We start from the raw sequence: 25438 nt of genomic DNA on the forward strand, positions 1-25438 counted from the left end.
AATATGCAAAAAACATTATTGTTTCTTGCCGCAGCAGCCGGGCTATCCGGCTGCCAAGTCACAGGGGAACGCGGCAGCCTCTATCAAAATGTGCTAGGCGGCTTCGGGCCTAAAACCCAGCATATCCAGCTCAATCCAGAACTGAACAGTTTTTCCCTGACAGTACCGCTCTCGGCTTATAATGAATTGGATTTAAACAAAGGGCTGATCAGCAATGCCCCGTTCTTTAACCAGTTAAAACAAGACCGTTACTGGAGTGTGCATCATATTTATGACGCGCAATTCCGGCGCTTGGCGCAAGACCGGGTTAAAATAAAAGTCTGCAATACGGTCAGCGCTGATCACCGCCGCAGCGCCAACGACTCCAGTTCCTGCGCAGATATACAGATGCGCGTCGCATACGACAGGCTGAGTGATGGCGTACGCATGACCTTCAAGCCTATTACGGCCGATATCAGCACAGAAGACTTCGGCTTCTTTATCAAAAACGCAGCGCCGGAATTATTTAAAAATGCCGAGCAGCTGAACACTGCAACCCTGATTAAAACCTTCGGCTATGAAGATGCGCTGACAGTCAGCAGCAAACGCACGATTTCCAGCCTCAGCAATGTGCTAGTAAAAAATGGCTATACCGTTACTACTCAGGATATTGCCAATGAAAAAATTTACTTAAGCTCATTTGAGCTTAAATCGGCTGACGCGAAGGTCTTTTCCATCTTGAACTGCCGCACCGCTGCCGCCAAAAATGGTTCCAGCACCAGCTGCAAATATGCCCTGTTCAGCCCCTATGCCATCAGCGACTATCGAATTTACAACAAAGAAATAGCCAGAAAAATCAATCAGCTATTCAACTAAACCCAAAGCCGGCATGAAGCCGGCTGTTTTTATCCGCTTAGCCGGCGCCTGCCCAGATACTGACAGATTATACTTGCGGGCGCTTATGAGCGCTGGCCGGCCAGTCCGCCATAGCTTAAACAACTACAACCAAGGCATTCGACCTGCCAATCATCTGCACAGAAACATTGATTTACGTTCTGACGGACTGCTCAATACATTCTGCTACAGCATTTTCCCGTACGTCCAGCGCATAAAAAAAGCCGGACATTGGTCCGGCTTGATTATTCCGTTTACATTAATGCTTAGCGATGCGTATGAATCGACATCACAATCCCCATACCTGCAAGCATGGATATGACTGCTGTACCCCCATAACTCATCAAAGGCAATGGATCGCCTGTTACAGGCAAAATACCGCTAACCATACCTGAGTTCAAAAACACAAAGAAAAAGAAGGTTAAGCCCATCGCCCCTGCATAAAGTCGTCCAAAATTATGGAAGGAATTTAGTCCAATAATCAAACAGCGAACAATAATTGCTGTAAACAAACTAAATAAAAGGAATACACCAATAAAGCCAAATTCTTCAGCATAAGTCGACATAATAAAGTCAGTATGATGCTCTGGTAGATAACCCAAGTGCGACTGTGTCCCTTCGGTATAACCCTTGCCCATTAACCCGCCTGAACCAATGGCAATTTTAGACTGAATAATGTTCCAACCTGCACCAAGCGCGTCAGATTCAGGGTCAAATAACGTCAGTACACGTTTTTTCTGATATTCCTGCAGAAAGAACATCCAGAGTACAGGTGCTGCAATCGCAAAGGCGGTTAAAGCAGCTGCAATTAAACGCCAAGACATACCACTTAAAAATAAAACAAAAATACCCGGAATAATCAAACCGATATTCAAGTCAGGCTGTAAAGCGACCAATGCAAATGGAATCAATAATAAAATTAATGCCCCGACGATTTGTAAAAATTTCGGTGGAAATGGTTTTCGCGCAAAATACCACGCCATCATGAGTGGCATGGCAAATTTCATAAACTCACTCGGCTGCATACTGCCGATACCCGGTAAGCTAATCCAGCGTTTCGCCCCCATCCTTTTTTCACCAATAACCAAAACCAACAACAGTAAAAATATACCGATGGCATATAAGTACGGACTCATAGATTGGTAAACTTTGGGTGGAATTTGCGCGCAGATCAACATCACAATAAAGCCTACACCAAAACTTGTGGCTTGACGTAGTACCATTCCCGAATCTTCCGCGGTCGCACTATAGACAACCATCAGCCCCAATATTGCATTGAGTACCAAGAAGCAAAGTAACCACGGGTCTAAATGAAGTTTAGCCCATCGAGAAGAATCGTGTTTTATACTGCGGCCATCACGTAATGACTGACGTAAAAAACGATACTGTTGAGAAGGGATCATTGCGAAACAGATCTAAAAAGGATGCGGGAATTATAGATTAAAGCGACAGTAAAAATCACTGTCCCTTAAATATTCCTTGAAATAATCATCTATTAACTTGAGACGCTAAAATTAAACGTGCCAATTCCAAGTCATCAGGATAGGTAATTTTAATATTGTCCGAACGACCTTGCACGACATTAACTTGCTCACCGACAAATTCTAAGGCACTAGCTTCATCTGTGATGGTCGCACCAGCGGCAAGCGCTTGTTCAATGGCATTTTTAAGCATACCCAATTTGGCAATTTGTGGTGTCTGCGCTTGCCATAAAGTTGAACGATCTACCGTTGTTGATATTTGTGGTGGCGTTTCAACTTGTTTTAAGGTGTCGCGTACAGGGATGGCGAGAATCGCACTTTGCTCCGAATCGACTGCCGATTGAACTAAATCTTCTAGACTCAACTGTGAGACACATGGTCGTGCTGCATCATGAACAAACACCCAATCATCATCATTGGCAATCGAAGATAGATATTGCAATGCATTGAGTACAGAATGCACACGCTCTGCACCGCCTAAACAAAAATGAGCCTTCTCTTGATTAGTGAGTGCCAAGGTCTGAGCAACATTATCTTGCTCACCTATAGCCAATACATAGCCTGTCAACGGCAATTGGTTGAGACGTGCAACTGTGTGTTCAAGCACAGTTAGACCCGCAATGTTTTGATATTGTTTTAGTTCAGTTTTAGAAAATCGACTTCCTGAACCAGCAGCAGGAATAATAGCCCACAATTTAAGGTTCGGGTGGAAGTTCGGCTGGTTCTGATTCATTGGTACGTAGGTCTACTTTTGCATTTGGATCAATATAAATTGGTTTGTACTGAGTACTGATCGTACTCATCTGTACGAAAGTCTCATGCGGTTTAATTAAACCTAAATCTAGACGAGCATGCTCTTCAATAGCTTCAACGCCATTTTTTAAATCGTATACTTCAGCGGCAAGCACGCGATTTCGTTCTTTTAATTCGTCATTGAGTTCGACTTGTTGTTGTATTTTCTGACTCAGTTGTTGATGTTGATGATAACCACCTTCACCGAACCAGTATAAATATTGAAACCCTGCGATCAAAAAGATCGCAAGGCCCAACAATGCTTTACTCGCTTTGGAGTCAAATACATTTAACATAGATAGCATGATCTGCTTAGTTCAAACCTTTGAACTCAGCTTTACCGCGATATGCAGCATTAGTCAATTCTTCAATACGAAGTAATTGGTTATATTTCGCTACACGGTCAGAACGGCAAAGTGAACCAGTTTTGATTTGACCCGCTGCTGTACCCACTGCAAGATCCGCAATAGTTGAATCTTCAGTTTCACCAGAACGGTGTGAAATTACTGTAGTGTAACCATTTGCTTTTGCAAGGTAGATTGCATCTAGAGTTTCAGTCAACGTACCGATTTGGTTGTACTTGATCAGAATCGAGTTACCCACTTTTTCATTGATACCACGTTGAAGAATTTTAGGATTCGTAACGAATAGGTCATCACCAACCAATTGGATTTTGTCGCCAAGGATTGAAGTGAGGTAAGACCAACCTTCCCAATCAGACTCATCCAAACCATCTTCAATTGAGATGATTGGGTATTGTTTTGCAAAACCAGCAAGGTAGTCAGCAAATTGGTTGCTTGTGAATGCTTTATTGCCTTCACCTGCAAGGATGTATTGACCATCTTTGTAGAATTCTGAAGATGCACAGTCAAGCGCAAGCATAATGTCAGAACCAGCTTTGTAGCCAGTTTTTTCAATTGCTTCAAGAATTACTGTAATTGCTTCTTCGTTAGAACGAAGGTTCGGTGCAAAACCGCCTTCATCACCAACTGCAGTATTTAAACCTTGTTTCTTTAAAACTGATTTCAAAGAATGGAAAATTTCAGCACCAGCGCGTAAAGCTTCAGAGAATGAAGTGAAGCCTACTGGCTCAATCATAAATTCTTGAATGTCTACGTTATTGTCTGCATGTGAACCACCATTTAGGATGTTCATCATTGGAACAGGCATAGTCAAAATGCTGTTATTACGAAGGTCTGCGATGTATTGGAAAAGTGGAATTTTCTTTTCGTCAGCAGCAGCGCGTGCAGCAGCTAGCGATACCGCTAAAGTTGCGTTCGCACCTAATTTTTCTTTGTTTTCAGTACCGTCAAGCGCGATCATTGTGTTATCAATGTCTTTTTGTTCGAATACTGATTTACCCAACAATGCATCACGAATTACTGTGTTAACGTTGTTAACCGCAGTTTTAACGCCTTTACCTAAGTAACGAGCTTTGTCGCCGTCACGAAGTTCTAAAGCTTCACGAGAACCAGTTGAAGCACCAGATGGTGCACATGCACGGCCTACAACGCCAGAGGCTAAGATTACGTCTGCTTCGATGGTAGGGTTACCACGAGAGTCCAAAATTTCACGTGCACGAATGTCAACGATTTGGCTCATGAACAATTCCTCAGTTGATTAATAAAAATGATGCGTCAAAAGTGACGCATCAATGTGTATCGAATTAGTGTGTGTCTAACTTTGCGAAACCTTTAACTAAGGTATCGAGCTCTTTTAACTGTGCCAAGAAAGGTTCCAACTGTGACATGCGTAGCGCACATGGACCGTCACATTTGGCATTTTCTGGATCTGGATGAGCTTCTAAGAACAAACCTGCTAAACCAGTCGCCATACCTGCACGTGCCAGTGTCGTGATTTGTGCACGACGACCACCTGCAGAATCCGCACGACCACCCGGCGTTTGAAGCGCATGCGTAACATCAAAGAACACAGGGACATTCATTTCTTTCATGATGTCAAAGCCCAACATGTCTACAACTAAATTATTGTAACCAAATGCTGAACCACGTTCACAAAGAATCAGTTTGTCATTCCCTGCTTCCAAACACTTATGCAAAATATGACGCATTTCGTGTGGTGCGAGGAACTGTGCTTTTTTAATATTGATGATGGCATCAGTTTTCGCCATCGCTTCAACAAGGTCAGTTTGACGGCTTAAAAATGCAGGAAGCTGGATAATATCCGCAACTTCAGCAACAGGCGCAGCTTGATATGGTTCATGTACGTCAGTAATAATCGGCACATTAAAGTGTTTTTTTATGTCAGCTAACCACTCGATTCCTTTTTCCAGGCCTGGGCCACGGAAAGAGTTCAAGCTTGAACGATTGGCTTTATCAAAACTTGCTTTAAACACATACGGAATATCCAAGCGTTTGCAGATATCCACATAGGTTTCAGCAATTTCAAAAGCAAGGTCTTTTGACTCAAGTACGTTCATGCCGCCGAATAGTACAAATGGCAAATGATTTGCCATTTGTATATCGCCTAAACGTACAATTTCCTGTGGTTTTAATTGTGACATTTAAACTCTTCCTGGTTTAGTCAAAAACACATTATTTCGCTTTTTGGTACTGCTTTTTAGCAGCATCAATAAAGCCTGCGAATAATGGGTGTCCATCACGTGGTGAACTTGTAAATTCCGGATGGAATTGTACAGCAATAAACCAAGGATGTTCAGGAATTTCAACAGTTTCAACGAGACGCTGTACTGGAGAATAACCTGAAATCTTCATGCCTTTTTCTTCAAGCACTGGGATATAACGGTTGTTCATTTCATAACGGTGACGATGACGTTCAACGATCTCTTCAGAACCGTAAACTTGTGCAGTTTTTGTTCCCGCAACCAATTCAGATTTTTGAGCACCCAGACGCATTGTGCCGCCTAAGTCAGAATCTGCATTACGTTGTTGAACTTCGCCGCGCTCATCTAACCATTCAGTGATTAGACCAATCAATGGTGATTTAGTAGAACGGTTAAATTCAGTAGAAGTTGCATCGCTAATACCCGCAACGTTGCGCGCATATTCGATCACAGCCAACTGCATACCTAAACAGATGCCAAGGAATGGCACACCGTTTTCACGTGCAAAACGAATCGCTTTCATTTTGCCTTCTGTACCACGTTCACCGAAGCCACCCGGCACTAAGATTGCATCCGCGTCTTTTAATACGTCGTTTACATCTTGGCTTTCAAGTTCTTCTGCATTTACGTAGTCGATTTGAACTTTCACACGGTTTTGAATACCCGCATGTAAAAGTGCTTCGTTTACAGATTTGTATGCATCTGGAAGTTCAACGTATTTACCAACCATCGCTACACGAACTGTATATTCAGGGTTCAGTAATGCATCTACAACGTTATCCCAGTCTGTAAGATCAGCTTCTGGAAGATCGTCATAACCAAAACGTTCGCAGATTAAATCATCAACGTTTTGTTCATAGAAAGTACGTGGAATTTGGTAAATTGAACGCGCATCTTTACATACCACAACTGCACGCGCTTCAACGTTCGTAAATAACGCAATTTTACGTGTAGTGTCAGCATCAACATCATGCTCTGTACGGCAGATCAGGATGTCTGGTTGAATACCAATCGACAAAAGCTCTTTTACAGAGTGTTGAGTTGGTTTAGTTTTTAATTCAGCAGCTGACTTAATATATGGGAGTAAAGTTAAGTGCATTAACATTGTGCGCTTATGACCTAGTTCGACCATAAGTTGACGTACAGATTCCATGAATGGGAGAGATTCAATGTCACCTACTGTACCGCCGATCTCAACGATCGCAACGTCATAGCCTTCACCTGCGCGAAGAACACGTTCTTTAATATTGTCAGTAATATGTGGAATAACTTGAACTGTACCACCGAGGTAATCACCACGACGTTCTTTATTCAAGACATCTTGGTACACTCGTCCTGAAGTAAAGTTGTTCAGTTTGGTCATTTTCGCACGACGCAAGAAACGTTCGTAATAACCCAAGTCTAAGTCAGTTTCAGCACCATCCTCTGTGACAAAAACTTCACCGTGTTGGAATGGACTCATAGTCCCTGGATCGACATTAATGTATGGATCCATTTTTACCATGGTTACTTTTAAACCACGGGCTTCTAAAAGCGCAGCCACTGATGCAGCTGAAATACCTTTACCTAGTGATGATACAACACCACCAGTAACGAAAATAAAATGGGTCATTAAGTTTCTCGTACAATGGAGCCTAAATTGGCCTACAATGTTGTGCGATTTTACTTTACTCTGTACCAAGAAAGCAAAGTCATTCCGCATCAATTCATAGAACAATTAACAATTGGCTATTGTAACAGCAATTATCATAAAAATTTAGAGTAAGTTCTTATCATTTCTATATTCTTATTTGCTGTTATAATGCAGTTATCCAATCCACACTTTTTTGTTTTGTGTAATTATGAATAAGAAACTTTTAATCTGCGGTGCAATCGCAACAGGTCTACTTCTTACAGCATGTGTAAAAAAAGAAGCACCAAAAGAAGAAGAACAGGAACAGGTTGAAGTTGCAGCATCTGAACCAACAGTATCTGTACCTACACAATTAGAACCAGTTGAAGAACAACCAGTTGTTGAAGAACCGACTCAGCAGCAAGTTGAAGTGATTCGTGAAGAAACACCGAATACAACAACTGAAATTCGTCGTGAACCTACTCCTCCTGCAGAAGCTCCTGCTCCAAAAGCAGAAGCACCTAAAGCAGCAGAAAAACCTGCGCAAGCTGCTCAACCTAAACAAAACTCTGGTTCTGCACAGTCTGAAGATGACGCCGTTGCCGCTGCCATTGCTGCTGCAACACCAGCCTTAGAGAACTAAGATCGAAGTTTTATCAAACAAATGATCAAAAAAACCCGGCAAAAGTCGGGTTTTTTATTGTTTCTATGTAAATAAAAATCTGTACCCGACGATGCACTGTTTTTTCTCACAACTATTCTTGTAATTTTTCAGCTAAATATTCAATAAATAAACGAACACGTTTCGGTAAATGCTCTTGTTGATAATAGACAGCATGAATAAGCTGTTCATGCGGTTCAATTTGATCGTCTAAAAATTGTACCAATCGCCCTTCTGCAATATCTTTTTCTAACATAAAAATCGAAAGACAAGCGATGCCCATCCCATGAATCGCAAGCTCCCGTAGTGTTTCACCATTTGATGCCTTGATGTTGGGTCGGATCGTCAGGGGCTTCCCTGCGACTTGGAACGGCCAAGTATTCATATGGGTAATTTGACTAAATCCAAGTAAAGCATGTGCTGTTAGCTCATCAGCATTTTGCGGTCGTCCATGCTGCTGAAGATATTCAGGACTCGCCACCAAACACAGTCGACTCTTGTAGATAAGTTTTGCATGCAAACTGGAGTCGCTTAATTTTCCAAAGCGAATTGCGACATCTGCTTTATGCTCTAATAAGTCAATCACTTGATCATGATTCACCAATTCAATCTGTATATGCGGATAACGTGCATTAAATTCTGGTATCAAGGGAACGATCATATGCAGAATAAACGAAATCGCAGAATCGACCCGCACCAACCCCGAAGTATCTGCATCTAATTTCAGCAGAGAATCTTCCGCTTCACTCAAATCATTCAATATCCGCCGTGTTTTAGCTAAAAATAATTGCCCCTCTTGCGTCAGCTTAATTTTGCGGGTTGTTCGTTCCAACAGGGTTACATTTAATTTAGATTCCAGACGCTGTAATGCACGGCTGACACCAGATGCTGTTTAATCCAGTCTTTCTGCTGCTTTGATAATAGAGCCGCTATCTACAATAACAGTAAAAGCCTGAAGCTCCTCAATGGTCGATTTCATTGCATATTCGAATTCGTGATTTTTAATCAATAATATATTCCAAACTCATGCATTTTTCTTCAATAAAATTAGCAGCACAATAGCATCAACTCAAAAAAAGAGAATTCCTGATGATTGTTCCTCAATTTGGTGTCGGCACCTTCCGTTTGACAGGTGACACTGTCATTCATTCTGTTAAAACTGCCTTAGAAGTTGGATATCGTGCTGTAGACACCGCACAAATCTACGGTAATGAAGCAGAAGTAGGCCAAGCAATCGATGAAAGTCAGGTCAATCGAGCTGATATTTTCTTAACCACGAAAATTTGGACTGAAAATTATGCTGCCGACAAACTGATACCCAGTCTAAAAGACAGCTTAATTAAATTAAGGACAGATGCAGTTAACCTCACACTTATTCATTGGCCTGCACCTGCACTTGGAGTCAATATTCCAGAATTAATGGGACATTTACTTGAGGCAAAAAAACAAGGTTTGACTGAATATATTGGTGTATCTAATTTTAATATTGAGCTTACTCAACAAGCTATTGACAGTATAGGTGCTGAGCAGATTGCAACCAATCAAATTGAACTGAGTCCTTATCTTCAAAATGAACGACTTGCGACTTACTTAAAACAGCAAAATATTGATGTCACCTCTTATATGACCTTGGCTTATGGCAAAGTGCTAAATGACCCAATACTTTCTGATATTGCAGCACAACACCAAGCTTCAGTTGCACAAGTGACACTCGCTTGGGCGCTGCAAAAGGGTTATGCCGTAATTCCATCGTCAACCCAACGTGAACATTTAACCAGTAACTTAAAAGCTCAAGACATTCATTTAACATCAGAACAGATGCAGGCCATTGCCACACTAGACAGAAATGCACGTGAAGTGAACCCACCTGAACTTGCTCCAGTGTGGGATATTTAATATGAAATTCAATTTTCCATTAATTGCATTAGCCGTAGGTGCTTTTGCAATTGGCACAACAGAATTTTCACCGATGGGTTTTTTGCCTGAAATCGCAGCAGATTTATCGGTTTCCATTCCTCAAGCGGGCTTACTGATTAGTGCCTATGCCGTTGGCGTCATGATTGGTGCCCCATTAATGACCTTATGGTTAGCACGTTTTCCTAAACGTACTGCCCTTATTTTACTAATGGCAATCTTTACCATCGGTAATATTTTGGCAACGATTGCACCCAATTATCTCGGTTTAATGGCGGCACGTTTGGTGACTAGCTTAAATCATGGGGCATTTTTTGGCTTAGGTTCTGTCGTTGCAGCGAGTGTTGTGCCGAAAGATAAACAAGCCAGTGCCGTTGCTATGATGTTTATGGGCTTGACCATTGCCAATATTGGCGGCGTGCCACTCGCAACGTGGGTGGGGCAAAATATCGGTTGGCGTATGTCTTTTGCCGCTATTACCTTACTGGGCATCATCACCATGTTGGCATTATGGAAAGCACTACATCATCAGCAACAGACCGAAAAACCTGATGTACGAGCAGAGTTAAAAGTATTAACACGCATGCCTGTTGTTTTAGCACTGCTCACCACGGTAATGAGTGCTGGAGCTATGTTCGCGCTCTATACCTATATCGCACCGAGCTTAAAAGTCTTTACCCATGCAAGCCCTGAGCTTATCACTTTCATGTTGGTCTTAATCGGGATCGGATTTTCAATTGGTAACCATTTCGGTGGTAAGTTTGCAGATCAGTCTCTAGATAAAACCTTGATTGGCTTTTTAGTCTTACTCATGCTGATGATGCTGTTATTTCCAATTTTAGCAACAACCACCATTGGCGCGGCGATTGCATTAATCATCTGGGGAGCAGCAGCCTTTGCCGTTGTACCACCTTTACAAATGCGTGTTATGACAGTCGCTCACGATGCACCAGGCCTCGCTTCTTCAGTGAATATTGGTGCATTTAATCTTGGAAATGCTTTGGGCGCTGTTGCAGGTGCCGCAGTGCTAAATCTCAACCTAAGCTATGCTGCAGTATCTTATACAGGAGCGACATTGAGTGCTATAGCGTTGATTTTAGTATTGATACAGATGAAGCTTAAACCTCAAACAACTGCATGTTGCGCACAAGCCGAGTAACACACACTTAAAATAGCCTATCCAAAGTAGGCTATTTTTTAGTTCGCATATAACTTTAAAAAATCTGCCATCAATTTGGTTGCCCATGAATGGGTATCAACAAGACCTTCATAATAACCACAGTGACTGCCTTTTTTGGTGGTCACCACCACCACATTCGGCAAAGAACGAATTAATTCTTTATAGGGCTCAAAGTTTTGAATGTGGCAAATAGGATCGTCTTCGGCATTTAAAATCATCAAAGGAATTTTAAGATTTTCAAATACATAAATTGGGTTGGTGGATTTGGCATAACTTTCATAATCAGTAAAACCCGCCATTTGAAAATATGTACGTTCAAACTGCGCCAGATCTTTACTTTTTAGGACTTCAATTATAGATGGAGTCGTTGACCATGTTGCAGAATAGGGTTCTACAAATTTCTGAAAGAGCTTCTTGGTCATCATTTTACTGTAAAAAGGATGGACATTTTTAAAGCCAAGCTCGGTGTCATAGCCCGGACATAAAGCAAAAGCCGCTTTAAGTGGTGTTTCCTCACCTTGTTCGCCTAAATAGCGGACCAATAACCCCGTTCCTGCAGATGAACCGACGCCAAATAAATTCGATTCGGGAAATTTCTGCTGAATAAAGGCAATCTGTTCACGCAGGTCATCGGTTGAACCAAATAAATTTATTTTGGCAACAGGCATAGGTAAATTGGCATGACCGCGTCTTAAACATAGCGCAATGCGCCAACCTGTATATAGATGAAGATCCCGAACCACTTCTCGCATACTTTCAGGCGTTCCCGTAATCGTATGCATGAGCACCACAGTTGGCACATCCGCAGGTAAATCCAAACCCAACCATGCAATGGCTGTGATTCCACCATCAGCCATGGTTAGCTGCTCTATGGCATCATATTTAAGCTTCACTTGACGCTTTTTAATGACATCAAAATACAGTAAATGTGCATGGGTATTCGACAGCCAAGGCGTAGGACGATATTTTTCATGTAGTTGCTTTAACTTCGGCAGCACATGTTGCATTTGCCCTTCAGGATGATAATAAAGCTGTGGTATTTCCGCACCGATGGCATGATCTACAAAATTTAAAAGAGCCAGACGCCCTTTATGCATCACATTATTCATTGACCTTACCTTCACCTCGCTTCGCACTACAGCAAATCATTTCAATCTTTTCACTTTGACCAACAAGGCCCATTAAACAAACGTATCTACAAAACCATATCTCACTAGCAATATTTGTTTACTTAAACCTCATAAGCAAAAAGCATGACAATATCCATCATGCTTTTTATCATTCTGTGATGAGCATTTAAAAATCAGCAGATTCAAGGCTGATATTGCATAATGCGCTCACCCATTTTCGCCGCCAATGCTTCCAAGCCACTTTTCGGACGGAGCATGACTTCAAAATCAATCATCTGTCCTTGTTCATTAAACTGAATCATGTCGATCCCTTTTAATTTTTTCTCGCCAACATTGGCAGAAAACTCAAGCACCACATTTAAACCATCTTCTGAGTAAAACTCACGGTGATAGGTAAAATTTTCAAAAATTTGAATCACATTGGTCAAAATAAAAGTTACTACAGGCTTACCTGGATATGGGTTAAACGCGACAGGTGAACGAAACACCACATCCTCTGCCAAGAGTTCATTTAAAATATTCATATCCCGTGTGTCGAGCATTTCGTGCCAACGTGCAACAGATTTTTTTGTTATTTCAATAGTCATGTTTATGTCCTTTTTTTGTTGATGAATCATTTCCCTATCCTCAAACTCCTCTCAAAATGGAGAGGAAGCACGACAACTGCATATTAAATTGAATGTAGTTGTCGTGGTTAAGTATGAGGCTGATTAAATCACCGCAGCCAAATCTGCACCTTGACGAATGGCACGTTTAGCATCTAACTCACCCGCTTCTTTCGCGCCACCAATCAGATGCACATTTTTTCCATCTGCTTGTAGCTGTTCATACATCGCGGTATAGGATTCCTGACCTGCACAAATCACCACATGATCAACATCTAAAATACGTGGTTGACCATCAACGGTAATATGCAAACCTTGATCATCAATTTTATCGTAGCTTGCACCCGCAATCATTTTCACATCGCGGTGTTTCAAACCTGTACGGTGAATCCAACCCGTGGTTTTACCTAAGCCAGCACCGACCGATTTAGCCTTACGCTGCAATAAATACACTTGACGCGGCGATTCTTCGACGTCTGGATGTTTCAAGCCACCGACTTGCGCATAAGTGGTATCAATTCCCCATTCATCATAAAATTTCTCAGGATTGAGGCTACCGCTTTCACCTTCATGCGTTAAATATTCAGCCGTATCGAAACCAATACCGCCTGCACCAATGATCGCTACACGTTTGCCAACTGGTTGACGCTCACGTAAAACTTGTAAATAACTCAATACTTTTGGATGATCAATACCATCTATATCTAACTGACGCGGTGTTACACCCGTCGCCACCACGATGTCATCAAACTCAGACTGAGCTAATTCTTCATAGGTTGCCGTATGGTTCAGTACCAATTTAATCTGAGGCAATAGTTCTATTTTGCGTTTGAAATAGCGCAGCGTTTCATAAAACTCTTCTTTACCAGGAATCGTTTTCGCAATATTAAACTGCCCACCAATTTGGCTTGAAGCTTCAAAAACCGTTACATTGTGACCACGTTCTGCTGCATAAGTTGCAAAGCTTAAACCCGCAGGTCCCGCACCAATCACAGCGATATTTTTCACCTGTGCAGATTCTTTAAATATCAGTTCAGTTTCATAGCAGGCTTGAGGGTTAACCAAACATGTTGCAATTTTCATTGAGAAAATATGATCTAGGCAGGCTTGGTTACAACCAATACAGGTATTAATTTCATCACTACGCCCTTGTTCTGCTTTTTCCACAAAACATGGGTCAGCTAACATTGGACGTGCCATGGACACCATATCTGCATCACCTGATGCAAGAACATGTTCAGCCATTTCAGGGGTGTTAATACGGTTTGAAGTGATTAAAGGAACATTCACAAGACCTTTTAACTTCTTGGTCACCCATGTAAATGCAGCACGTGGCACTTTGGTTGCAATGGTCGGAATACGCGCTTCATGCCAACCAATACCGGTATTGATAATAGTTGCACCGGCTTTTTCAATGGCTTTTGCAAGTTGCACAACTTCTTCGAAAGTCGAACCACCTTCAACCAGATCCAGCATAGAAAGACGGTAAATAATAATAAAATTTTCACCGACTAATTCACGCGTACGACGCACGATCTCAATTGGAAAACGAATCCGGTTTTCATAACTGCCACCCCATTCATCATCACGGTGGTTGGTACGTGCAGCAATAAACTCATTAATTAAATAACCTTCTGACCCCATGACCTCTACACCATCATAACCCGCTGTCTGTGCTAACTGAGCACATTTGGCAAAATCATTGATCGTGCGTTCGACGTCTGCTGTGCTTAAAGCTTGCGGTTTTACTGGGTTAATTGGTGCTTGAATAGATGAAGGTGCAACATTATTGGCTTGATACGAGTAACGACCTGTATGCAAAATCTGCATCGCAATTTTACCGCCAGCATCATGTACCGCCTGCGTAATCACTTTATGTTTTTCTGCTTCTTCTAAAGAGTCTAATTTTGAACCACCAGCAAATGTCACACCATCATCATTGGGAGAAATACCACCGGTTACAATCAGACCTACACCACCTTTCGCACGTTCTGCATAAAAAGCAGCCATGCGTTCATAGCCACCCGGTGCTTCTTCAAGGCCGATATGCATAGAACCCATCAATACACGGTTCTTTAGCGTTGTAAAACCTAAATCTAGTGGTGCCAATAAATTTGGATAATTTGACATTTTTTCTCCTTAGCGTGCTGAAAAGCTGGCTATTTTTATCTTCACTTGTATACGAGCTTTCTATTTCCATCTACGCACACAAGCTTTTGCAACTTGTTGCACTAATTTATATGCGAGATTTGATTTTTATGCAACATGTTGCATAATAAAAAGTACAAAACTATTTTGACTGAGCCATATATGTCTTTAGCCCATGTTTTACTGACGAGCTTACTTGAAAAACCGAGTACAGGAATTGACCTTGCACGCCGTTTTGACCGCTCTATGGGCTTTTTTTGGAATGCAACACATCAGCAAATCTACCGTGAACTCAGTGGCATGCAGCAAAAAGGCTGGATCAGCACCATTGAAGATGACCACAGTACAACCCGTAAAAAAACCTACCAAGTTGAACAGCTTGGACGTGTTGAATTAGCCAATTGGATGGTTGAGCAAAGCCCTCCGGCTCAGTTACGTGAAGAGTTGATGGTTCGTTTACGTGCAGAAGCTCAGCTGGGTACAAATGGCGTATTACCCGAATTAGAGCGCCATCTAGACATTCACAAAGAAAAACTAAAAGTGTACCAGTCTATTTTTGCAAAAGACTTTGCACATGCGCATGATGAAGACCGTACTTTGTACATTCATAAAATGATTTTACAGCTTGGGATAGATTTGGAAATCGGTTGGATCAAATGGCTCGAAACCATCATTCCACAGTTGCATAAATTTAATCGCTAAAACAAAAAAATAAATAGGAAGCCGCATGCCACACTATACAATGCCAGATCAACAACAACTGTATGTTCGTGAATATGGTCAAGGAGAACCCATCCTGGTTTTATCTGGACTGGGCATGCAAAGTTGGCAATGGCACCCTTTTCTATATCAACACCGAAAGCATTTTAAATTTATCATTCCAGACTGGCGTGGATTTGGCGGCTCTAAACATTGTCAAATTCCAAATACGGACACCATTTCAAGCCATTGGCGAGATATTGACAGCTTAGTTTCCCAGCTTGGTTACGATAAAATCACGGTGATTGCCTACTCCATGGGGGCAACGACCACCATGCACGGTTTAAAATACGGTCAGTTTGCTGAAAAAATTAAACGCTATTTACACATCGATCAAACCCCTAAAATACGAGTAGATGCAGATTGGCAATATGGTTTATATGGCAAACGCCACAATGAGTTTTTAAGTATTTTAGAAGACATCTCGAAGGTACTTGCAACCAACCTCTCCGTGCCATTTGCACAGCAGATGAATAAACATGACCGTCAAGGTCTGGTCGACGCTTGGTTAAGATTCATAGACTTACAAAATAGCAATCCTTATGCTTTATCCGCTTTCCGTTTTGCATACCAACAACCAACTTTACAGAAGCTGATGTTACCCTCACAAAGTGTGACCTATTTATATTGGTATATTCAAAACTATTTGAACCATACTGAAGATTATCGTGAAGCCATTGCAGCACTCACCGCACCAACAACTTTTTTCACAGGTGCAAAATCGATCCTCTATCCTGCCCAAGGTCAAAAAATTATTGCTGACAGCCTAACCAATGCAGAGCAAATCATTTTTAAGAAATCGGGGCACACGCCATTGCTCAGTGAACCGGTCAAATTTAGCCGTGAAGTCACCAAGTTTTTAAAACAAGCGGTCTAATAACACTAAATAAAAAAAATAGGCTCAAAACTTTCAAGATTGAGCCTATTTTTGTATGAAGGAAAGTGTTACTTAACTGTTTGCTTCTAAATTGAATTTCGAAATTAACATCTAAATTAATTTTAAAACAAATGTTAGAAAACTCGACGATCGTATTCAATTGCTTCCAAATCATATACTTGGTAAACACAATCAAATAAAGGACGTGCCAATTCCCCTTCATCATCATTCCGCACAATCAAATAAATTTGGCTAATGGCCGCACTATCCGATAATTTCACATAATTCACATGCCTAAACTGCATAATTTGTACAGATTCAGGAACAATACAAATGCCTTCGCCTGCGGCAACCATGCCTAGTGATTGCTGCAAATCTGCTTGAGTGTTAAAGCGTTTCGGCTCCATACCATATTCTAAAAACAACGACTTGATTAGCGTTGCATAACTTTGACCATCCGTTGCTGGATAGATAAAAATCTGCTCATCTTTGAGATTATTTAATGCAATCTGCTGCTGTAAAGATAAAGGATGACTCGAATGCACCGCAACAATTAGTGGCTCTTCTCGTAATAGCACACGTTTAACCGCCTGATCCGACACACGAACTCGGCTAAAACATGCATCAACCCGACCTTCTTTTAATGCCTGAATCTGATCAACTGCACTCAGTTCAATTAAATTTACATTTAAGTGTGGATATTGCTGGCGGAACAAATAAACGATTCGAGGTAATAAACCACAGAGTAAGGAACCGCCATACCCAATATTAATGGTACGTTCAGTAGCACTGGCCCGCTGCGTAATGAGCTTAATTTCTTCTGCATTTGAAAGTAATTTCACGGCTTGCTGATAAAAGAAACGGCCAATGGTGGTGGTTCTCAAAGGACGGCTGCCACGCTCAAAAAGCTGTGCACCCAACTCTTCTTCTAAATTTTGAATTTGACGACTTAAAGGAGGTTGAGCAATAAATAGCTTTTCAGCAGCCTTCGTAAAACTCTGTTCTTCTACAACGGCGACAAAGTAACGTAAATGTCTTAATTCCATGACATTGTCCTTTAATGTCGAATTTCTTTCATAATGGTCTTTTATTTGAATATATCAGGACGACACTCAAATCACATCCTTCAAATTCGGTTATTTAAAAGATGTATACACCACATTTATTGTTTGGTCATGCTAATGTGAAACGATTACAAGGTTAACCCGACTTTAGTCTTGGCAATTTTACTCAACTTTCTCACATGAAAAACTACAAAACGTGATTGACTTCATGAAACAATTCAAGTTAATTAGCTAAATCGTTGCAAATATGGAATAAGAACAGTGCTGAGTGATCTAGATGATTTTTATTGTTTTGCCCAAGTGGTCGAACATGGTGGTTTTAGTGCAGCAGAACGTGCAACAGATATTCCAAAATCAAAACTAAGTCGTCGGGTCTATAACTTAGAAGAACGTTTAGGTGTCCGCCTGATTCAACGTAGTTCACGACATTTTGCTGTTACAGATATTGGTATGAATATCTACCGCCATGCACAAGTTATGATGAATGCCGCTCAAGCCGCACATGATTTGGTTGATCATCTCAGCACACAGCCGCGCGGCTTAATTAAAGTCAGCTTACCTGTTTCCATCGCGCAAAATGAAATGACCAAAATATTACCTGAATTTTTAAAGCAATATCCAGAAATCAAAGTGCAAATGATGGTGACCAATCGGCGCGTAGATATCATTAATGAAGGCTTCGACCTTGCGCTGCGTGTACGTTCAAATCTAGACGATGACCCGAATTTAGTCATTCGTAAATTTGAAACGATTGAGCAGCACTTATTTGCCAGTCAGGCCTATCTGAATAAATTTGGTGAACTCAAACAGCCCGAAGACTTATCACAACATCAAATATTAAGTATGGCGGATGAGCATCTCGATCAACATATTATTGTGACCGATGCACAGCAGCATCAGAAAAAAATTAAAGTCAACCCAACGGTAATGGGCTCTGACCTATCGATGTTAGCTGCACTAGCCTGCCAAGATTGTGGCGTGGTGTTATTACCCGACAGTATTGTGTCCGATCATGTGAAATCAGGTGCTTTGGTTCATGTATTACCTGAATGGAAAGCTGCACATGGTATTTTCCATGCTGTATATCCATCTCGTCGTGGCTTATTACCGGCTGTACGTGTTTTCATTGATTATTTAGTTGAAAAACTCAGCCAACATGAACACGCTAAATTTTAGGCAAAAAAAAGCTTACCCATGTGATGGGTAAGCGAAAACTTAAAAACTAAGAAACTACAGCAGAATCTGTAATCATATTATATAAATAAAATACATCTTTATTAAATCGTTAATAGCTCTAACTGATTTTCAGAGTTATAAGCAAAACCTTATAAATTAAGCTATAGAGAAAACCTCTTAGTCTTAAAACCTATAACGCTCATACACACTACAACTTATTAGACTAAAGTCAAAAAATATACACTTGTACAATTTAATTTAACTTCAATCCTTTAGATACAGCAGATTCAGGATTAAATTCGCGATTTAGCTTAGATTGCAGGATATGTACCTGTACCTTCTGGCCATGGAGATAGCAACTCAAAACCACTATCGGTTACAACCACCATATGCTCCCACTGTGCAGATAAAGAGCGGTCTGCAGTAATCACTGTCCAGCCATCTTTTAACTCTTTAGTTCGCGCTTTACCGCTGTTAATCATCGGCTCAATGGTAAAGACCATGCCTTTTTTTAGAATTACACCTTGACCCGGTTGACCATAGTGTAAAACGCTCGGTTGCTCATGATAAACCTTACCAATCCCATGACCACAGTATTCACGTACAATGCTGTAGCCTTCACGATGAGCAACTTGTTGAATGGCATAACCTACATCTCCCAATGTTGCTCCCGGTTTAACTGCATGAATCCCAGCAACCATGGCCTCGTAGGTAGTTTCGACTAACTTTTTAGCCGCAGGCGAAACCTCACCCACATAGTACATACGACTGGTATCACCAAAATAACCATCTTTAATGATGGCAACATCAATATTGATAATGTCGCCATCTTTCAATACGGTTTCTTTCGAAGGAATACCATGACAAACCACTTCATTCGGTGAAATACAGGTGGTTTTGGTATAGCCATAGTAGCCAACATTGGCAGGAATCACTTTAAGTGTGTTGATGATAAAATCATTGCAGATATCGTCCAAATATTCAGTCGTCACGCCCGGCTTGACATACTCCCCGATCATCTCTAAAACCTGAGCAGCTAAACGACCTGAAATGCGTAATTTTTCAATATCTTGCTCGGTTTTAATCGTGATTTTGGAAGCTTTCATCTGAATATCCTCAAATTTGAATACACCGAATTATAGACCTTTTAGATTTTTTTTGTTTTATTCAGCCAATATTTCTGCATTTATTCGGCTTATAGCATCCTATTTAGTGCTGAAAATTAGAACAATTGATTTATATCTGATAAATCTTAATCGCTAAACATATTTCTATAAAAAATTTATATACAATAAATTTCTTTTATTTATCATAAATATAAATAAAACATTATTTTATCTGTCAATATATTCATGATTCGTATTATAAAAACTATCTATACGATTTATAAATTTTGCTCCAAAAACGAGCTTAATTGCACTAAAATTGCCTTTTTTCACAGTTCATCTCCCCTTTATGACAAGTCTTCGTACACGGGATATTGTTGCCTTAGGTTTTATGACCTTCGCACTGTTTATTGGTGCAGGCAACATTATTTTCCCACCAATTGTCGCACAGCAAGCGGGTGAACATGTTTGGTTAGCTGCATTTGGTTTCTTAATCACCGCAGTTGGTCTACCTGTCATCACGATTATTGCTTTGTCGCGTGTTGAAGGTTCTATTCAAGTTTTAAGTTCACCTTTGGGTAAAGCAGCCAGCATTATCCTTACTGTCGCGTGTTACTTAGCTGTTGGACCTTTATTTGCAACACCTCGTACAGCTACCGTTTCTTATGAAATTGGTTTCTCTTCTTATTTTGGTAACGGCGCAAACAGTCTGCTAATTTATAGCGTGATTTATTTTGCATTAGTGACGATTGTTTCACTTTATCCAAACAAAATTTTGGATACTGTGGGTTATTTCCTTTCACCACTCAAGATCTTAGGTCTCATTGTACTGGGTATCTCTGCGTTCTTTATCCCTGCCGGTGTGATTCCACCTGCTATTGGTAATTACGTGGCTGCACCAGTTTCAGAAGGTGTGGTCAATGGTTATTTAACCATGGATACTTTAGGCGCTTTAGTTTTTGGTATCGTGATCGTAAAAGCCATTACTTCACGCGGTGTAACGGATAGTAAGCTCGTCACTAAGTATGCTGTCATTGCCAGTATTATTTCTGGTATTGGACTTACACTGGTTTATATCAGCTTGTTCAAACTCGGTATGGGCAGCCATGATATTGCTCCAAATGCAACAAATGGTGCAGTGATCCTGCATGCATATGTACAACATGCTTTTGGTGATATGGGCGCTTATTTCCTATCTGCAATGATCTTTGTTGCATGTATGGTGACCGCGATTGGCTTGACCTGCGCATGTGCTGAATATTTCTCAGAATTGACTAAAATTCCATACAAAGTTTTTGTGTTCATTTTAGTTGGTTTCTCACTGCTGATTTCAAACTTAGGTTTAACCAAACTCATTGCAGTTTCAGTGCCTGTTCTAAGTGCGATTTATCCACCTGCGATTGCAGTTATCCTACTTAGCTTCTGCTCTAAATGGTTTATTTCACCATCACGAGTTATTGCTCCTGTTACCGCTTGTGCGTTTATTTTCGGTATTTTTGATGGTTTAAAAGTAGCTGGTTTCGAAGATGCGCTTCCAAGCTTTATTGCCAATCTACCGCTTGCTCAACAAAATTTAGCATGGCTGATCCCTTCTGTGATTGTGCTGATTATTGCTGCTGTAATTGACAAAGTTAAAAAATAACCTTTTTTGACCTGTCTAAAATCGGAGTTTTACCCGAATGACGATTTTACCTGTGACCAATAATTGTCGAGTTTTACCCAAACTGACTTTTATTTGTCCTACTACAGCGCAAAAATCCTAAGTCATTGAACTTTTTTAATAAAGTTTTATTTTCATGATGAGAAAAAAATCCAGCCCTTTGGCTACAAAATATAATAATAGTTAAAATACAAATACTTTCTGCAAAATACACCGTACACAAACTCCATGATTAAGCCCGATTCAGACTGTAAGCTAGGCGGTTTCGTGTCATAAAGCCGATATACCCGTGTTGGTATATATATTGCTTATTCATACATAGATATTATGCATCGACCATTTTACTCACCAGTCAACACCTTTAGATTCATAATATTTAGTATATGAATAAAATGATTATTCTTATACGATGATCTAACATAGTTTTATGACAAAATAATGACATTTGCTATTGAAATACTTCTAGTTTCGAAGTACAACAGTAGTTCAAACCTGACCAAAATCATGGGTTTTGGCTAAACAACAACAAGGAGGGGTGGAGATGTTATCAGTACATTTCAAAAAGCAATTCTTCATTAACGCTCTGAAGGCAAATAAGAACATGGTGACCTATACAAGCACCACTATTGCTCTCATGCTGACACTACTTATTCAAGGCTTAATACAAGGAAATTTAAGACCTGAATATTTTGCTTATGCGCTTATTGTCTCTGTAGCCTTTTATTTATGGGCAGTCATTGACCACAAATATCGAAAGCAAAAATCAACAGAATTTTAAGTTAGAAGATGGATGAGGCATCATCCATCTTGAAAAAAGAAAGATGCCACCCCCACCTTCTCGATCATTTAATCCTTTTTAAATAACAATACAAATAATCCCTAAAATAACCAGAAAATCATCAGCCTTTTCTCATAAATTTTCAATTCTGCAGAACTTAAAATTTTGTTTATATAAATTCTTCGACCTAACAATCGTCTGCACTTTAAAAGCTTTTATCTCCTGATTAGCCTCCAATCTAATTGATACGATTTTTATTTGATACTACTTTGCTTAAAACCAAAATTTAACGATGACTCCGAAGAGCAATCCGAGTGTTGCAATTAACTCGCCAATCACCAATCCAAGCATTGCCATACTCATCATCCATTTAGGTAAATGCCATTTGCCTAAGACGTGCGGTACTTTAAATTGATTGGTGGTATCAGCTAAAAAGCCATGCAGCACATAGCTTAAAATCGAAAAGCTAAAAAAGAACAAATTGATGATTACAAAGAGTAAATTGAGTGTATGTGGAAGTGCTGAAAAATAGGCCAATACCGCTAAAATAAGCGTCGCTGGGGCGTATAACAAACTGCTCCGATGTGCGATATCTACATAATAATGCGCACGTGCCAGTTCAGACTGCCTTATTTGTGCATATTTCCACACACCTGTGAGCATACCTACCCATAAATAAATCCCACTAAAAACTATCGCAATTTTTACTGCACTCGAAAGTTGAAGCATGTCCATTTTAATTTACATCCATTGTTCAATTATACGCATTATTTTTATCTGTATTTCTTCTGCAATAGTACTTGCTTCAAACCTGTTATGACATGACTTTAGAGTCATACTCTTTTCAGGTTTCTTTTTGGAACTTGTGTAAATTAGTGACATCGGAACACACCCATGAAGTTTGAATCATGTCATCATCTGAAAAACTCACGATTCATTGCCAAGACGGCTATTCACTGAGTGCGCGCTTTTATCCGCACCAGACAGAGCTCAAACAGGCTTTACCTGTGTTGATTTGTCCAGCCACAGGCATTACCAAGCAATTTTATAATAGCTATGCAACATGGTTGAGCCAACAAGGCTATGACGTTTTAGTTTTCGATTTTCGTGGTATTGGTGAGTCGCTACACAGCCCTTTAAAACAATCGACAGCAAGTATTGTGCAATGGGGGCAGCTAGATATCCCTGCGGCAATCGACGCTTTGATCAGTAAAACGCAGGCACCTAAAGTCATATTACTCGGTCATAGCGCAGGCGGACAATTATTAGGTATCGTGCCAAATTATGACAAAGTTGCCAAAGTGGTTGCTGTTTCTGGCTCTACAGGTCATGTCAAAGATCTTAAAGGTCGCACCAAGCTTTTAGCTCCAGTGATGTTTAATGTGATCTTCCCGATTGCACGCTATACCATTGGCTATGGCCCGACTAATGCGATTGGCATGGGTGAAAATTTGCCAAAAGATGTTGCTCGTGAATGGGCTGAATTTTGTAGCAAACCCGGTTATGTCATCAACGCCTTAGGCAAAACTGTTCAGCATGATTTTCATCAACAGGTGAGCTGTCCGATCACTGCCGTATGGAGCTCTGATGACGAAATCGCCACGGAAGCCAATGTCAAAGACTTGCTGCGCTTATACCCGAATGCTTCGACTCAAATGATTGAGTTAAAACCGAAAGAAACAGGTCATAAAGCCATCGGACATATGTTGATGTTTAAATCGTCACATCAAAACCTATGGCCGATCATTGAACAACAGTTACACGCTTAAGTTTTTGCCACTCAGTCAGTAATCCGGCTGAGTGGTCTTTTTATAATCTGCACAAGATTTTCTATTTTTAGCTTCAATCACCCTGCCTAACACCTTACATAATTTATTTTTCTATCTTTAAAATCTGCATTGCAAGTCCGAGTGTGCTAATTTTCTTCAGCCGACCATTGCAAAAAATGATATAACTATTTTTTCTCAATTATATTCTATTTTGGCATGAGTGAAGCACGACACAACCTCGACAGAATTGATCGTTTAATATTATCCGCATTAAGAGAAGATGGACGACTCACCATAGCCCAGCTTTCTGAACGTGTTGGTCTCTCCTCTTCGCCATGTTGGACACGCTTAAAACGTCTAGAAAATTTAAAAATTATCGATGGTTATACAGCCAACATCAATCCAAAATCGATTGGGATCAATGAATTATTCTTTATTGAAATCACATTAGAACGTCACGATGATGAAATTTTAGATCAATTTAGTGAAACTTTAGCCAATATGCCAGAAGTGGTAGAGGCACATTTAGTCACTGGCGATTACGATTATTTAGTGAAAGTTGCGGTTAAAAATGCTGAACACTATGAGCGTTTTTTGCGTAAAAACTTATATTCTATGAAAGGTATACGCCATACACGCTCTATTTTTGCGCTACGACAATTAAAATCTGCCAGCAGTGCTGACCTTATGATGATTGAGTAATGAGCCAATATAGATTTAATCTATAAGATGACTTTAAAATTTAAGGGCAATTGAGTTCAGCACTCAATCGCCCTATTTATGCGGTCTAATCTATAAAGCCATCTTTTTTCAATTTTTTATCTGTCAAATACTCACGTATGACCAATGTTGCGATAATAATGATGGCTTCTAGAATCGCCACAGTGACGGTTATTTTGGTAAATACTTCGACACTGAGCAACTCAAACCACAACTGAGCGATGGCTAATAACCCCCATAAAACTGAAATAATAAGTGCGCTAAAGACACCATATTTCATATTTCTCTCTCCAAAACAACTACATAAGCTTCACGCTTCCAAAAAAGTAGCATACGGCGGATATCTTTTTCCATCGTAATCACCGCCCAACCTTGCTGCGCATTTTGATTTAAAAAATTGGTGAATTTAACAGGATCAACTTTTGAAGAGCCAAGCAGTAAAGATCCCAGCATGCCTTCTTGATAGATAACAACTTTATATTCTTTCATCAATATAGTTCTTTATGGTTATAGTGAAATGAACAAATGTTCAGGGCAAAGTATAGCGAT

25 protein-coding genes and 1 pseudogene are annotated in these 25438 nt (G+C 40.3%); 11 read left to right on the forward strand and 15 right to left on the reverse strand.

What is annotated here, in order from left to right:
* Positions 1 to 3: 3 nt before the first annotated feature.
* Entirely contained in the window at positions 4 to 855 is an 852-nt protein-coding gene (locus tag FTT77_RS09035; RefSeq protein ID WP_180022129.1) for a hypothetical protein, read from the forward strand.
* Between the two features lie 284 nt (positions 856 to 1139).
* Here FTT77_RS09035 and rodA read toward each other — a convergent pair whose 3' ends face one another.
* From rodA to FTT77_RS09065, 6 genes are all read right to left on the reverse strand, one after another.
* Entirely contained in the window at positions 1140 to 2276 is a 1137-nt protein-coding gene (gene rodA / locus FTT77_RS09040; protein ID WP_168378624.1) for a rod shape-determining protein RodA, read from the reverse strand.
* 85 nt (positions 2277 to 2361) lie between these two features.
* On the reverse strand, positions 2362 to 3087 hold the full coding sequence (ispD, locus tag FTT77_RS09045; protein WP_180109185.1) for a 2-C-methyl-D-erythritol 4-phosphate cytidylyltransferase: 726 nt from the start codon (positions 3085 to 3087) through the stop codon (positions 2362 to 2364).
* Positions 3050 to 3442, reverse strand: coding sequence for a septum formation initiator family protein (locus FTT77_RS09050; protein ID WP_078188520.1), 393 nt, complete (start codon positions 3440 to 3442; stop codon positions 3050 to 3052). Before FTT77_RS09050 ends, ispD begins: the two co-directional genes overlap by 38 nt.
* Before the next feature lie 16 nt (positions 3443 to 3458).
* A complete protein-coding gene (eno, locus tag FTT77_RS09055) occupies positions 3459 to 4748 on the reverse strand; it encodes a phosphopyruvate hydratase (protein ID WP_078188521.1) in 1290 nt (429 codons plus the stop codon).
* 64 nt (positions 4749 to 4812) lie between these two features.
* Positions 4813 to 5670, reverse strand: coding sequence for a 3-deoxy-8-phosphooctulonate synthase (kdsA, locus tag FTT77_RS09060; RefSeq protein WP_078188522.1), 858 nt, complete (start codon positions 5668 to 5670; stop codon positions 4813 to 4815).
* 31 nt (positions 5671 to 5701) lie between these two features.
* On the reverse strand, positions 5702 to 7342 hold the full coding sequence (locus FTT77_RS09065) for a CTP synthase (protein ID WP_180055921.1): 1641 nt from the start codon (positions 7340 to 7342) through the stop codon (positions 5702 to 5704).
* Positions 7343 to 7571: 229 nt separating this feature from the next.
* Here FTT77_RS09065 and FTT77_RS09070 point away from each other — a divergent pair, with 229 nt between their 5' ends.
* Positions 7572 to 7985, forward strand: a complete 414-nt coding sequence (locus FTT77_RS09070; RefSeq protein ID WP_180005101.1) for an internalin — start codon at positions 7572 to 7574, stop codon at positions 7983 to 7985.
* A 112-nt stretch (positions 7986 to 8097) separates the two neighbouring features.
* Here the strand turns inward: FTT77_RS09070 and FTT77_RS09075 are convergent.
* Positions 8098 to 8982: pseudogene (locus FTT77_RS09075) on the reverse strand (LysR substrate-binding domain-containing protein).
* A 110-nt stretch (positions 8983 to 9092) separates the two neighbouring features.
* Between FTT77_RS09075 and dkgB the strand changes: the two are divergent.
* Positions 9093 to 9899, forward strand: a complete 807-nt coding sequence (gene dkgB, locus FTT77_RS09080; protein ID WP_218945807.1) for a 2,5-didehydrogluconate reductase DkgB — start codon at positions 9093 to 9095, stop codon at positions 9897 to 9899.
* 1 nt (position 9900) lies between these two features.
* Positions 9901 to 11076, forward strand: a complete 1176-nt coding sequence (locus tag FTT77_RS09085) for an MFS transporter (RefSeq protein WP_180007842.1) — start codon at positions 9901 to 9903, stop codon at positions 11074 to 11076.
* Positions 11077 to 11114: 38 nt separating this feature from the next.
* On the opposite strand, the gene FTT77_RS09090 is transcribed toward FTT77_RS09085, so the two are convergent.
* From FTT77_RS09090 to FTT77_RS09100, 3 genes are all read right to left on the reverse strand, one after another.
* Positions 11115 to 12206, reverse strand: coding sequence for a YheT family hydrolase (locus FTT77_RS09090; protein ID WP_180005104.1), 1092 nt, complete (start codon positions 12204 to 12206; stop codon positions 11115 to 11117).
* 203 nt (positions 12207 to 12409) lie between these two features.
* Positions 12410 to 12814 carry a nuclear transport factor 2 family protein gene (locus tag FTT77_RS09095; RefSeq protein WP_078189187.1) on the reverse strand — a complete coding sequence of 135 codons (405 nt, stop codon included), beginning with the start codon at positions 12812 to 12814 and terminating at the stop codon, positions 12410 to 12412.
* A 123-nt stretch (positions 12815 to 12937) separates the two neighbouring features.
* Positions 12938 to 14962 carry an NADPH-dependent 2,4-dienoyl-CoA reductase gene (locus FTT77_RS09100; RefSeq protein WP_180109184.1) on the reverse strand — a complete coding sequence of 675 codons (2025 nt, stop codon included), beginning with the start codon at positions 14960 to 14962 and terminating at the stop codon, positions 12938 to 12940.
* A gap of 180 nt (positions 14963 to 15142) precedes the next feature.
* Between FTT77_RS09100 and FTT77_RS09105 the strand changes: the two genes are divergently transcribed.
* A complete protein-coding gene (locus FTT77_RS09105; protein WP_180055917.1) occupies positions 15143 to 15682 on the forward strand; it encodes a PadR family transcriptional regulator in 540 nt (179 codons plus the stop codon).
* Positions 15683 to 15707: 25 nt separating this feature from the next.
* Positions 15708 to 16616: an alpha/beta fold hydrolase gene (locus FTT77_RS09110; protein WP_180007844.1), complete on the forward strand. Its 909-nt coding sequence runs from the start codon at positions 15708 to 15710 to the stop codon at positions 16614 to 16616.
* A 134-nt stretch (positions 16617 to 16750) separates the two neighbouring features.
* Here FTT77_RS09110 and FTT77_RS09115 read toward each other — a convergent pair whose 3' ends face one another.
* On the reverse strand, positions 16751 to 17662 hold the full coding sequence (locus tag FTT77_RS09115; protein ID WP_180059718.1) for a LysR family transcriptional regulator: 912 nt from the start codon (positions 17660 to 17662) through the stop codon (positions 16751 to 16753).
* Between the two features lie 279 nt (positions 17663 to 17941).
* Between FTT77_RS09115 and FTT77_RS09120 the strand changes: the two genes are divergently transcribed.
* Complete coding sequence (locus FTT77_RS09120) at positions 17942 to 18856, forward strand: LysR substrate-binding domain-containing protein (RefSeq protein ID WP_180055915.1); 915 nt, start codon at positions 17942 to 17944, stop codon at positions 18854 to 18856.
* A 311-nt stretch (positions 18857 to 19167) separates the two neighbouring features.
* Here the strand turns inward: FTT77_RS09120 and map are convergent, their stop codons facing one another.
* Complete coding sequence (gene map / locus FTT77_RS09125) at positions 19168 to 19962, reverse strand: type I methionyl aminopeptidase (protein WP_180109183.1); 795 nt, start codon at positions 19960 to 19962, stop codon at positions 19168 to 19170.
* A gap of 349 nt (positions 19963 to 20311) precedes the next feature.
* Between map and brnQ the strand changes: the two genes are divergently transcribed.
* Positions 20312 to 21604: a branched-chain amino acid transport system II carrier protein gene (gene brnQ / locus FTT77_RS09130; protein ID WP_180007846.1), complete on the forward strand. Its 1293-nt coding sequence runs from the start codon at positions 20312 to 20314 to the stop codon at positions 21602 to 21604.
* A gap of 559 nt (positions 21605 to 22163) precedes the next feature.
* Positions 22164 to 22400 (forward strand): hypothetical protein, encoded by a 237-nt coding sequence (locus FTT77_RS09135; RefSeq protein ID WP_078188534.1) that lies wholly within the window; start codon positions 22164 to 22166, stop codon positions 22398 to 22400.
* Positions 22401 to 22673: 273 nt separating this feature from the next.
* Here the strand turns inward: FTT77_RS09135 and FTT77_RS09140 are convergent, their stop codons facing one another.
* A complete protein-coding gene (locus tag FTT77_RS09140; RefSeq protein WP_180007847.1) occupies positions 22674 to 23135 on the reverse strand; it encodes a hypothetical protein in 462 nt (153 codons plus the stop codon).
* A 173-nt stretch (positions 23136 to 23308) separates the two neighbouring features.
* On the opposite strand from FTT77_RS09140, the gene FTT77_RS09145 reads away from it, so the two are divergent.
* Both FTT77_RS09145 and FTT77_RS09150 read left to right on the forward strand, forming a co-directional pair.
* On the forward strand, positions 23309 to 24169 hold the full coding sequence (locus FTT77_RS09145; protein WP_180007848.1) for an alpha/beta fold hydrolase: 861 nt from the start codon (positions 23309 to 23311) through the stop codon (positions 24167 to 24169).
* A gap of 216 nt (positions 24170 to 24385) precedes the next feature.
* Complete coding sequence (locus FTT77_RS09150; protein WP_078188537.1) at positions 24386 to 24871, forward strand: Lrp/AsnC family transcriptional regulator; 486 nt, start codon at positions 24386 to 24388, stop codon at positions 24869 to 24871.
* A gap of 85 nt (positions 24872 to 24956) precedes the next feature.
* On the opposite strand, the gene FTT77_RS09155 is transcribed toward FTT77_RS09150, so the two are convergent.
* Complete coding sequence (locus FTT77_RS09155) at positions 24957 to 25169, reverse strand: hypothetical protein (RefSeq protein ID WP_168378640.1); 213 nt, start codon at positions 25167 to 25169, stop codon at positions 24957 to 24959.
* Entirely contained in the window at positions 25166 to 25378 is a 213-nt protein-coding gene (locus tag FTT77_RS09160) for a DUF4177 domain-containing protein (RefSeq protein ID WP_168378641.1), read from the reverse strand. Before FTT77_RS09160 ends, FTT77_RS09155 begins: the two co-directional genes overlap by 4 nt.
* Positions 25379 to 25438 lie beyond the last annotated feature (60 nt).

It is taken from the genome of Acinetobacter sp. YH01010 (assembly GCF_013420775.1).
GTDB lineage: Bacteria > Pseudomonadota > Gammaproteobacteria > Pseudomonadales > Moraxellaceae > Acinetobacter > Acinetobacter amyesii.

Excerpts from the sequence above, each read along its gene's own strand:
- FTT77_RS09035 (WP_180022129.1), top strand. The coding sequence starts at position 4 with ATGCAAAAAACATTATTGTTTCTTGCCGCAGCAGCCGGGCTATCCGGC.
- rodA (WP_168378624.1), bottom strand. The coding sequence starts at position 2,276 with ATGATCCCTTCTCAACAGTATCGTTTTTTACGTCAGTCATTACGTGAT.
- ispD (WP_180109185.1), bottom strand. The coding sequence starts at position 3,087 with ATGAATCAGAACCAGCCGAACTTCCACCCGAACCTTAAATTGTGGGCT.
- FTT77_RS09050 (WP_078188520.1), bottom strand. The coding sequence starts at position 3,442 with ATGTTAAATGTATTTGACTCCAAAGCGAGTAAAGCATTGTTGGGCCTT.
- eno (WP_078188521.1), bottom strand. The coding sequence starts at position 4,748 with ATGAGCCAAATCGTTGACATTCGTGCACGTGAAATTTTGGACTCTCGT.
- kdsA (WP_078188522.1), bottom strand. The coding sequence starts at position 5,670 with ATGTCACAATTAAAACCACAGGAAATTGTACGTTTAGGCGATATACAA.
- FTT77_RS09065 (WP_180055921.1), bottom strand. The coding sequence starts at position 7,342 with ATGACCCATTTTATTTTCGTTACTGGTGGTGTTGTATCATCACTAGGT.
- FTT77_RS09070 (WP_180005101.1), top strand. The coding sequence starts at position 7,572 with ATGAATAAGAAACTTTTAATCTGCGGTGCAATCGCAACAGGTCTACTT.
- dkgB (WP_218945807.1), top strand. The coding sequence starts at position 9,093 with ATGATTGTTCCTCAATTTGGTGTCGGCACCTTCCGTTTGACAGGTGAC.
- FTT77_RS09085 (WP_180007842.1), top strand. The coding sequence starts at position 9,901 with ATGAAATTCAATTTTCCATTAATTGCATTAGCCGTAGGTGCTTTTGCA.
- FTT77_RS09090 (WP_180005104.1), bottom strand. The coding sequence starts at position 12,206 with ATGAATAATGTGATGCATAAAGGGCGTCTGGCTCTTTTAAATTTTGTA.
- FTT77_RS09095 (WP_078189187.1), bottom strand. The coding sequence starts at position 12,814 with ATGACTATTGAAATAACAAAAAAATCTGTTGCACGTTGGCACGAAATG.
- FTT77_RS09100 (WP_180109184.1), bottom strand. The coding sequence starts at position 14,962 with ATGTCAAATTATCCAAATTTATTGGCACCACTAGATTTAGGTTTTACA.
- FTT77_RS09105 (WP_180055917.1), top strand. The coding sequence starts at position 15,143 with ATGTCTTTAGCCCATGTTTTACTGACGAGCTTACTTGAAAAACCGAGT.
- FTT77_RS09110 (WP_180007844.1), top strand. The coding sequence starts at position 15,708 with ATGCCACACTATACAATGCCAGATCAACAACAACTGTATGTTCGTGAA.
- FTT77_RS09115 (WP_180059718.1), bottom strand. The coding sequence starts at position 17,662 with ATGGAATTAAGACATTTACGTTACTTTGTCGCCGTTGTAGAAGAACAG.
- map (WP_180109183.1), bottom strand. The coding sequence starts at position 19,962 with ATGAAAGCTTCCAAAATCACGATTAAAACCGAGCAAGATATTGAAAAA.
- brnQ (WP_180007846.1), top strand. The coding sequence starts at position 20,312 with ATGACAAGTCTTCGTACACGGGATATTGTTGCCTTAGGTTTTATGACC.
- FTT77_RS09135 (WP_078188534.1), top strand. The coding sequence starts at position 22,164 with ATGTTATCAGTACATTTCAAAAAGCAATTCTTCATTAACGCTCTGAAG.
- FTT77_RS09140 (WP_180007847.1), bottom strand. The coding sequence starts at position 23,135 with ATGGACATGCTTCAACTTTCGAGTGCAGTAAAAATTGCGATAGTTTTT.
- FTT77_RS09145 (WP_180007848.1), top strand. The coding sequence starts at position 23,309 with ATGTCATCATCTGAAAAACTCACGATTCATTGCCAAGACGGCTATTCA.
- FTT77_RS09150 (WP_078188537.1), top strand. The coding sequence starts at position 24,386 with ATGAGTGAAGCACGACACAACCTCGACAGAATTGATCGTTTAATATTA.
- FTT77_RS09155 (WP_168378640.1), bottom strand. The coding sequence starts at position 25,169 with ATGAAATATGGTGTCTTTAGCGCACTTATTATTTCAGTTTTATGGGGG.
- FTT77_RS09160 (WP_168378641.1), bottom strand. The coding sequence starts at position 25,378 with ATGAAAGAATATAAAGTTGTTATCTATCAAGAAGGCATGCTGGGATCT.